The following is a 9,483-nucleotide window of genomic DNA, read 5'->3' on the forward strand; positions in this document are numbered from 1 at the left end:
ACTGAAACTCCGATTTTTTTAGCAAATTCATGAGGTTTAAACATAAAGTCACTCATAGGTGTGTCTATGAGTGTACAGGTTTGTCTATTAAATTGTCAACTTAGGACAAGCTCTATTCTCGTTCCCAGTCTGGAGACTGGGAATGTCCTCACTTAGTCACGTGGCCAACAATTAAACTGCTGATTTTGGTACAAACCAAAGCTAGATTTGTCCTCAATTGATATTCTACACCCTGGTACTTCAAACTCCTAAAATTAGTTGTATGATATTTTAATGCGTTAACGAACAGTTATATTAGTAATACGCCCCGACTATGCTGTAAGTTAGACTAGCAAGAACTAATGAGGTAATAATTACATAAATAAATTTTCCCTCTAACAAAAAAGTTAATAAAGAGATAATTACACGCAAAATAGGGACAGCAATTAGTATTAATATTCCTAGTTGAATAATTCCCTGAGAACTACCCGCCAAAACGGCATTAACTACACCTGTTGGTGAGTGAAATTGAGATTGTGTACCTATAAATACTTGATATTCAGCAATATCCAAGCCATGATTAATTAAGTATAAAATACCCCCAAATAATACTACAAAACTAGCAATTAAAACTCCGTACATAAGTAATTTGCTGAGTAAGTATTCTAACTTTTGTTCACTTGTTGATTTCGTCAGTTTTTGATTGCTAACAATTTCATCATGATAATTCTGTATTGTGTGAGTCAGGTATTGTTCTGATAAATGTTGAAGATCAGAATCTTCTTCCTCCGGTTTAAAAGCGAGGTTTCCAAATTCTGTTTCCATTTGTGTTGAGCAGGTCCACCGAAAACCAGAATTTAATTTATACATAATCACACACTCCCTATGAGACTGTTATAGACCATTTTTAATGCCATTAATACCAACACAAAGCTGAAAATAATTCTCAAAATCTGGGTTTTAGCACCCATTAAGATTCGCGCACCTAAAAAAGCACCTGGTAATACTCCTAACATGACTGGCATGGATAAAGCCGGATTTATATATCCATGGGTTAAATAAACACCGGAAGAAGCAGCCGCTGTGACACCAATCATAAAATTACTTGTGGTGGTGGAGACTTTAAAAGGGAGACCCATGGCTTGGTCCATAGCCAATACTTTAAATGCTCCCGAACCAATTCCCAATAAACCGGAAAGTATTCCTGCTACTAACATAATACTGAAGCCAGCAGGTAAAGCATAGACCTGATAGGGTATTACACGGTCATGACTGGGGTAAGTACCATTAAGTTGCAGATATTCTGCTAAAGGATCTGGTGCAATCATTTCCGTTTGTTCTGGTCTGGGTCGTTGAGACAGATATGCTGAATAAATTAGCACAATTGCTAAAATTAAGCAGAGTATTTTTACTGGCACGTGGACTGTCAGTAAAGCACCAATCAGTGCGCCAATAGTGGTGGCTACTTCCAGGAACATTCCTAACCGTAAATTGGCATAGCCATTTTTAATGTATGTAGAAGCTGAACCTAAGGATGTGGCAATTACTGATACTAATGATGCACCAACCGCATAGCGAATATCAACACCAAAGACGGAAGTTAATAATGGAACTATGACAACTCCACCACCTAAACCCGTTAATGCACCTACTAAGCCAGCGCTAAATGACCCCAGCCAAACTAGTAAAGAAAATGCTAGTATGCTCAATTTTAGGCCCTCTTTTTTCAATCTATTTTCTCAAGACTGGTATACCTATAAGACAGCTATAAATTTCGTCTTTTTATTAGGCTACAAAATTTAGAATATCATATTTTCTCAATTGACTATTTATTTAGTTTTATGAAGAATACAATCCCACATAACTGTAGTTTCTATGATGATCTCTACTATGCAATATCATCATAAAAATATGGATTAATTTATAGAGACTGACACTAGACTTTTGATCAGTTTAATGTTAAACTACGGTAAGTCAATCTAGTTTTAGTATTTTATGCAAATTTGAAAAATCACACCAGGGATTTTCACCAAATAGAAAAAGTGATCCTTCAATACTTTCACATCACAACTAAAACACACTATTAAATAGGAATATGGACTACTTATTATTACCGATTTTTAGCTTTTTTATTGGCATGATTGTTGGTATAACAGGAATAGGTGGCGCGTCTCTAATCACTCCTATGTTGATTTTTTTCTTTCACGTACCGCCTTCTATTGCTATCAGTTCTGATGTTGTAGCTGCTACATTAATGAAAGTAGTAGGGAGTTGGAAACACTGGCAACAAAAAACCATTGATGTAGATTTAGTCAAATGGCTGGCAATGGGTAGCGTTTCTGGTTCATTGCTGGGTGTAGCAGTTTTATACCAACTGAGAAAGACTGGAGAACATCACATAGACAGCCTGTTACTACGGTTATTAGGAGTAATGATTGTTATAGTTACATTGTCAGCATTAATACAAATGTTTTTAGTGACTTTTTTTCCCAAAATCAATTTACCTGAACTGCCACAATTAAATGTAAACACCAATAAAGGACGTTTGATTACCGTAATTATTGGTGGAATCTTAGGTTTCTGTGTGGGTATGACCAGTGTTTCATCAGGTTCTATTTTTGCGCTGGTTTTGATGACATTTTTCCGGTTAGAAGCCCGTAAATTAGTGGGTACAGATATTACTCAAGCAGCAATTTTATTAATATTTACATCTTTGGGACATCTGACATTGGGAACTGTTGATTTAAATTTAGTAATCCCAATTTGGATAGGTTCTGTTCCCGGAGTGATTATCGGTGCGAAACTTTGTGAGATTATCCCTCTGCGTCCACTAAGATTTACTATTTATGGAATTTTAATGATGGTAAGTTGGAAATTAGTTGCACAAACATAATTACTCTTCGTCTCTTTACATTTTAATTTGTCTTTAAAGTGCAAGTTGTAGGGTGCTTTGCTACTGCATAAATCTTGCAAATAAACAGATTCTTGATATCTGACGCACCTTACCAATGATAAAACTCTTGTGGTGCGGGCATCTTGCCCGCATAAAGTATACCTCACTCAATCTGAACTTGCTGTAACAGTAAGTTGGCATGAAAAAACCAAACTGTGTAAACAAATGTAAAATCGCTGAAAACCTCTTGCTAAATGTAATACATGGGGCTATTTTGGCAGCGAGTCTCTGTTTCATGGTACAAATCCTGGAGTGTATAGCTACGTAAAACCTCTATTGAGGCAATATTAGCTTTTGCCCAGACTTCTAAAATCAACCCTTTCTCTAGGGTTCGAGTCCCAGTGCTTTCTTTTTCCTTTCGTTCCCCCTCCACCAAAGTGACAATTTCCAGCACAGTAATTTGCCACGGGTCATTCATTAACACAAAACCCCCTTTAGAGCCGCGTTGACTCTGTACCATACCCGCACGTCGCAATTGAGCGAGAATTTGTTCCAGATACCGTTCTGGTATGGGTTGTTTGGCTGCTATTTCGTTTATGGTCAGAGGAACTTTTTTATCATAATGTTTGGCTAGTTCTAACAGTGCTAGGAGTGCGTATTCTACTTTTGCAGAAAGCTCCAGAAGAGCATAGTTTTGGCTATTCCAATCTGTATTCAGATGACTACTCAGATTACTACTGTACATTGATGGATTTATAGGGGTTTAACTGCAATTCATTTTTATTTAAGTGTCAGATGTGATGGTATCACACCTATAATAAGTAAAATATCACAACTCTATCGGAATTGTGGTGATTATGGATAAAATTCTGAAAATTGGCTACAGCTATTCGATATTGCGGTTATTAACCAGTTAAATCCCTGATTTCTACACTCTGAGTCGGAAACTGGGGACGAGATTAAGGTACTGAAAATAACCCTAATGAACAAATAATCCGCGCTTCCTGCTGTACATCTTCAGGATGAATAATACACAAAGAATTATTATCACGTAAAGAGACAATCATTGTCGCTAATTGTTCATCTGTAATTCCACTTTTCAACTGACGATTAATTTTAATCACTGTGGTTTCTTTTAAAGGATAAAGATAGATTTCTTCAACAGCTTTTTTCAAATTTTGCCAATCTTCTCTTGATGAAAATAACGGTGTTTCCATTCTTTTAATATAAGCATCTAATTTATAATAGGTGCGATATCTTGCACTTTTAGGACTTCCCAATTGTCCTCCCGTTGTTTTTTGCTGTTCTAAGATTAAATCAGCCCCTTGAGAGACAATTTCATGGTGTTGGGGATGTCTTTTTATTGGGGGTGTATCCCGGTTACATCTAGCAACTCTTAATATTCTCATTTGCGATTGAGTAACGCTTTTACCTTCCTTATTTATCCACGCTAAAGCATCCGTACCTTCAGCAGTTCGCAAATACATTAATACCCCTTGGGGATCTAAATTTGTGCCTTCATATTCGCGGGTAGAATAAATAACATTAGGAAGACCTTTGATAGTTTGTTCTAAACTAGGATCAGCATCTATAGCATTTTTCCAAATTTGAAAAGCTTCCGATGTTAAATCAACTTCTCCATCATCTTCTTTATCAAAGATATCTGATTTTTCATGATAAAGATCAAGTATTTCCTGATCAGAAAGACTATCTTCAAAAAATGCTTCATCTGTTCCCACCACATTCGCATTTTGTTGTAATCTTTCGCTTAATCTCCCTCGTAAATTAATTAATTCTTCTACTCCCTCCGCAGGTAAAAACGAATAACAGAGAATTTCTGAGGCTTTTTGGCCAATTCTATCTACTCTACCAATTCTTTGAATTAAGCGAATAATTGCCCAAGGTAGGTCATAATTAATAATTATCCGACAATCCTGTAAATTTTGACCTTCACTTAAAACATCGGTAGCAATTAAAATTCTAATTTGTTGTTCCTGGGGGATATTTTGTTTATTACTTTCTGGACTAAAACGATAAGCTAATGCTGTGGGATCATTTATTTTTCCTGTCACTAATGCGGTTTGGGTGATATTGGTTTTTTCTAAACACTCCTGTAAATAACGCGCTGTATCTGCAAATTGGGTAAATATCAATATTTTCTCATTTTGATGAGTTTCCGTGATTAATTTTTGCAAAGTTTGTAATTTTTGATCTTCTTGATAATTCCATTCTCCACAATTATGTAATAACTTCAATAATGATAAAGCATCTTCGCGGAGATGTTTTTTTAATTCAGATTTGAACAATCGAGAATCTAACCATTTAAAGCGTTTTTGGTATTTATTTTGATAGAGTTCATAAATAGCCTTTGCTTGACGTTTATATTCTGCTTCTTTACTTGTTAAACTGGCAAAATTCACCTCATCATTATGATCATCATTTTCTTCATGATCATCATCAGCTATTTCAAAATCTAAATTGGTAGAATTAATATTATCAGCATCTTCATCATTATTAGTAGTATCTAAAAACTCTGCATCTTGTGTACCAATAGGAATATCTAATTTATTTTCTAAAGCATGAAGATATACATAATTCCGTAAAATATGACGTTCTAATGATTCTAAAAAAGCATTGCCACTACTTTCTAATCTTTTAAATAAATTCGTGCGACAAAAACCCATTAAACGTCTGCCACCACGGGATAAACTATTTAAAATCTGTTGTTGTGCTGCTGTGGGTGGTTGTTTATATTTATCTAAAGTGTAATTTCCTAAACCATAACGGGGTAATGATAAAGAAGTAATAATTTCTACTACTTCACCAGAGTATAATTTTCCATAATTATCATCATTATTAATCGTAAATTTAGCAGTTTTCGGGATACGGGTAGGAAAATAAGAACGAGTACCATTAGGAAATTGTAAATATTTACGTTCATTTATAGGGTCTGTATCAGCATAATTATTTTTAATGAAACTGCGGGTTCTTCTAATCATATAACGATTCATTAATAATTGCCAATCTTCAAAATATTCGCTTTTTTCAAATGCTGCTAAAGTGCTAATATTAGTTTGGGGAAATTTACGTTGAAAGTCTCTTTTTTCACCTAATTCCTTGATTAAATTTTCTGGTTTAATACCTAAATCTTTATCTTCGGGAACGAATAACCGTAACTGTGCAGATAAGTCAAAATAGCTTTTATTATAGGGAGTTGCTGTTAATAAAATACAACGACTTCCACTTTGTTCTATATATTCCTTAATAGCTGCGTAACGTTGTCCTTCTCTATTTCTTAAATTATGACTTTCATCTATTAAGACTAACCGAAAACGTGCGGGAATTGTGGGTAATATTTTACCCACTTGACTAATAGAAATTACTTTAGCTGTTAACCCATATTCATCTTTATAATTTTCCCACATAGAAACGAGATTTTTTGGACAAATAATCAAGGTACTAATTCCAAGTTCCTCTTCAATAATTTTCGCTATCGCAGTTCCGACTAAGGTTTTTCCTAATCCTACCACATCACCAATCAAAACACCACCACGACGGTTAACATAATGGGCAGCAATTTGTACTGCTGCTGCTTGAAAAGGGAATAATTGAAAATCATAAGGTATAGTATATTGACTTAAACCATCTCGCGCTTCTTGAGAGAGATGATAGGCCATTTTCAGATAAACATAATAGGGAGAAATTAACTTTTCCGTTGCCCAACTTTCATCTATAATTTCTGCCAATTCATCAGAAATATCTATACAAAATCTATCTTCCCAACGTTCATCAAACCAGGTTTGTAATTTATTGGTTGCATCATTATCTAGGATATCAACATTTAATTCTCCTTGGGTTGATAAACCAGAAAAAGTTAAATTACTACTTCCTAAAAAAGCGATCGCTTTTAAATTATGATGGCTTTGAGGCATTAAATAAAGTTTAGCATGAAGGGGACGACGTAAATAGAGTTTAACTATTACTTTTTTAGATTTTAATTGTGATTTCAGTCTTTTTAAACCCAATTCATCATCATTATTTGGTTTTCCGATCATTAATTGTTGACTAAATTCCTGGACTATGCGTTCTCTCAGGTTATTTGCGTCACCCTGGGATATGGGTTTAGGAGATATTCCTAAACCTAACATTTGGTTAAGTTCGTCTTTGGGTAATTTCTGCATTCCAATTAATAAGCGACAACAGTTATTTTCTCCTCCGGTAAATTGTTCTATTTCTTCCTGGATTAATTTCCATCCCCGTAAGTTGAAATAACCTACACAAAAATCTGCCCTATGGGCATCTTTGAGGCTTTCTTTGAGTTGGGGTAGTAGTTTTTCGTTAATATTATCAAAAATGTGTGGCATAGTTTTTTATATTATTAGTTATTTGGTTAATTGTCTGAATCAGGATATCCAGGATTTTAGGATTTTCAGGATGGGATAAATATTGGATATTATGCTACATCATCAGCTTATCATCTAAAAAAGAGTTTTATTGATCAATAAAGTCCGCTAAAAATTCTGCTTCATCTTCTTCTCCCCATGTTCCTGCAAGATAATCTAAATCATGATCAGGATAAGAATTAGATACATTTTTTTCTGATTTTTGTAATGTGGTTTTTGATGTGTCATTTAATGACAACATACTCTTTCTTGTGTTTTTCTTCAATTCTTTAAGTAATTGATAAAATTCATTAAGTTGATCTTCTGGTAATTTATCAATTTCTGCATAAATCAATTCTTTAACAGTCATGGTTTTTACTCCTGTTGCTTGCTAATTGGGATATTATAACACATTATTTATATCCCTGTCTTCTATGATTAATTTATCATTGATTGACAATATTAAAACAGAAGTTGGGGATCTTGATCAATGTTTACTATTATGTTTACTATAATATAGTAAAATAGTTGTAGTAATTACAGGTGAGTAAATATGATAGCGCAAGAAATAATGGCAAGGATTGATCAAAATGGTAACATTTCTTTAGATCATCCTCTGATAGTTAATAAACCAAGTCGGGTTAAATTAATTGTTTTGTTTATTGAAGATGAATTAGATGAAGATGATGAATCAAAAGAAGCTGTTTTAGAAAGTTTGAAAACCTCATTACAAGAAGCTAAAGCAGGTAAAGTGCATCCAATTTCAGAACTTTGGGAAGGTATTGATGTTGAGTGAAACACCAGTTATCGTTAATTTTACCGATAATTTTCAACAAAAAATACGCAGTTTGTCAAAAAAATATCGCCATATTCGTACTGATATTCAACCAATAACCAATAATTTAAGAATTACAAAGTGGTAATTTTTTAATGGATGAAATTAAGTCAGTTATGGAACTGTTTCAAGCATGATCTTAGTTTTAATCTTAATCCGTTTTTATTATAAATTGTAGGGGTAATTCATGAATTACCCCTACGTTAACGTTATTTAACCATTTCCTGATAAGCATTTACTATAGAATTTATCATTGATTGACACAATTAAAAAAAACCAGTAACAGATATTTGTTTTTATTTATAAATTGTCGGGGTAATTCATGAATTACCCCTACTTTAACGTTATTTAACCATTTCCCGATAAGCATTTAAAGCCGCATTTTTCACTTCTTCTGCTACTATGGGAAAGGTATTCAATATATGACTAAATTCTGTTTCTGTTAATCCATATAAATGGGCAATTATTCCATCTAATTCCGCGCGGATTTTCCCCCTTTCTCTCTCGTCTGTAATTCCGTTTTCATGACTTGTTAATCCTACTTCTTTCGCTAATTCATCATACTCTGCTGTGGTACAGATTAGTTTGGCTGCACGTTCTACTATTTCTTGAAAAAATGGGTCTTTTTCTGTTAATCTGGGTACTTGAGTGCTATAAATAAAAAAGAAATTTATATTAGCTGATACTTTTAATCTTAATAAATAATCGTAAGTAAAACTATTGAAAATACTAGACAAATATAAAATATCTGTATAACTTACTATTTGTTTACCCATATCATCTAACATTTTAACTGTTTGCAAATTTTCAACACACAATGAAGCAGGAATTATTGTTGATATCATTGTTCTTATATCTGTATTTCTTGCAATTTTACGAAATGCTAATCTGTAAGTTTGATAATCTAATTTTTGTCCAACATCTTTAGTTTTACCTAAAATAATTTTTCTTGCGTCCTGTTCTGCTATCCAGTAGCGAAATTCATTAGAAAACTGATGTGTGAATTGATGAATATTTCTTCCTTCTAATAAAGGAAATAAGTTTTTACTAGGATAAATTTTATAATATTCTGATTGTGAATCTGGTGCTAATTCACGCGCAAAGTTAATATGATTATATATTGACTTTCCATCATGTAAAGGATAATGTTTAGCTGATTTTTGTGCAATGCTTAATTCTAAATCAGATTTAAACTCCATAACCGAAATAGAATCAGGAGATAAGCGTTTAATTAAATCCACAGAAATATGAATACAATCATCATCAGGAAAACTATTTAACTCTCCCACATCATGACGCATAAACCTAGCCGGAAAAGATAAAGTTTTATTACCATTTTCAAAAGTCAAAACCACAAACTTAAAACTTTTATGTACCCCTTCAAAAATAGCCTT

The 9,483-nt window shown here is 33.5% G+C and carries 7 protein-coding genes and 1 pseudogene; 2 read left to right on the forward strand and 6 right to left on the reverse strand.

The genetic code is table 11. From position 1 onward, the window contains the following. Window positions 1-294: 294 nt before the first annotated feature. Window positions 295-804 (reverse strand): DUF1634 domain-containing protein, encoded by a 510-nt coding sequence (locus H6G25_RS20670; RefSeq protein ID WP_347239233.1) that lies wholly within the window; start codon window positions 802-804, stop codon window positions 295-297. A 47-nt stretch (window positions 805-851) separates the two neighbouring features. Beyond that, window positions 852-1,688 carry a sulfite exporter TauE/SafE family protein gene (locus H6G25_RS20675; RefSeq protein WP_190394105.1) on the reverse strand — a complete coding sequence of 279 codons (837 nt, stop codon included), beginning with the start codon at window positions 1,686-1,688 and terminating at the stop codon, window positions 852-854. 386 nt (window positions 1,689-2,074) lie between these two features. On the opposite strand from H6G25_RS20675, the gene H6G25_RS20680 reads away from it, so the two are divergent. Continuing rightward, window positions 2,075-2,872, forward strand: a complete 798-nt coding sequence (locus H6G25_RS20680; protein WP_190394106.1) for a sulfite exporter TauE/SafE family protein — start codon at window positions 2,075-2,077, stop codon at window positions 2,870-2,872. A gap of 250 nt (window positions 2,873-3,122) precedes the next feature. On the opposite strand, the gene H6G25_RS20685 is transcribed toward H6G25_RS20680, so the two are convergent. From H6G25_RS20685 to H6G25_RS20695, 3 genes are all read right to left on the reverse strand, one after another. Further along, complete coding sequence (locus H6G25_RS20685; protein ID WP_190394107.1) at window positions 3,123-3,617, reverse strand: Rrf2 family transcriptional regulator; 495 nt, start codon at window positions 3,615-3,617, stop codon at window positions 3,123-3,125. 214 nt (window positions 3,618-3,831) lie between these two features. Then, window positions 3,832-7,236 carry a helicase-related protein gene (locus tag H6G25_RS20690; RefSeq protein WP_190394108.1) on the reverse strand — a complete coding sequence of 1,135 codons (3,405 nt, stop codon included), beginning with the start codon at window positions 7,234-7,236 and terminating at the stop codon, window positions 3,832-3,834. 127 nt (window positions 7,237-7,363) lie between these two features. Further along, window positions 7,364-7,624 (reverse strand): hypothetical protein, encoded by a 261-nt coding sequence (locus tag H6G25_RS20695; protein WP_190394109.1) that lies wholly within the window; start codon window positions 7,622-7,624, stop codon window positions 7,364-7,366. 183 nt (window positions 7,625-7,807) lie between these two features. Here H6G25_RS20695 and H6G25_RS20700 point away from each other — a divergent pair, with 183 nt between their 5' ends. Then, a complete protein-coding gene (locus H6G25_RS20700; RefSeq protein ID WP_190394110.1) occupies window positions 7,808-8,050 on the forward strand; it encodes a hypothetical protein in 243 nt (80 codons plus the stop codon). A gap of 383 nt (window positions 8,051-8,433) precedes the next feature. Here H6G25_RS20700 and H6G25_RS20705 read toward each other — a convergent pair. Then, window positions 8,434-9,483 (reverse strand): annotated as a pseudogene (locus H6G25_RS20705) (ATP-binding protein); the annotation flags it as partial.

The sequence above is a fragment of the Dolichospermum sp. FACHB-1091 genome (genome assembly GCF_014697585.1).
Lineage (GTDB): Bacteria > Cyanobacteriota > Cyanobacteriia > Cyanobacteriales > Nostocaceae > Dolichospermum.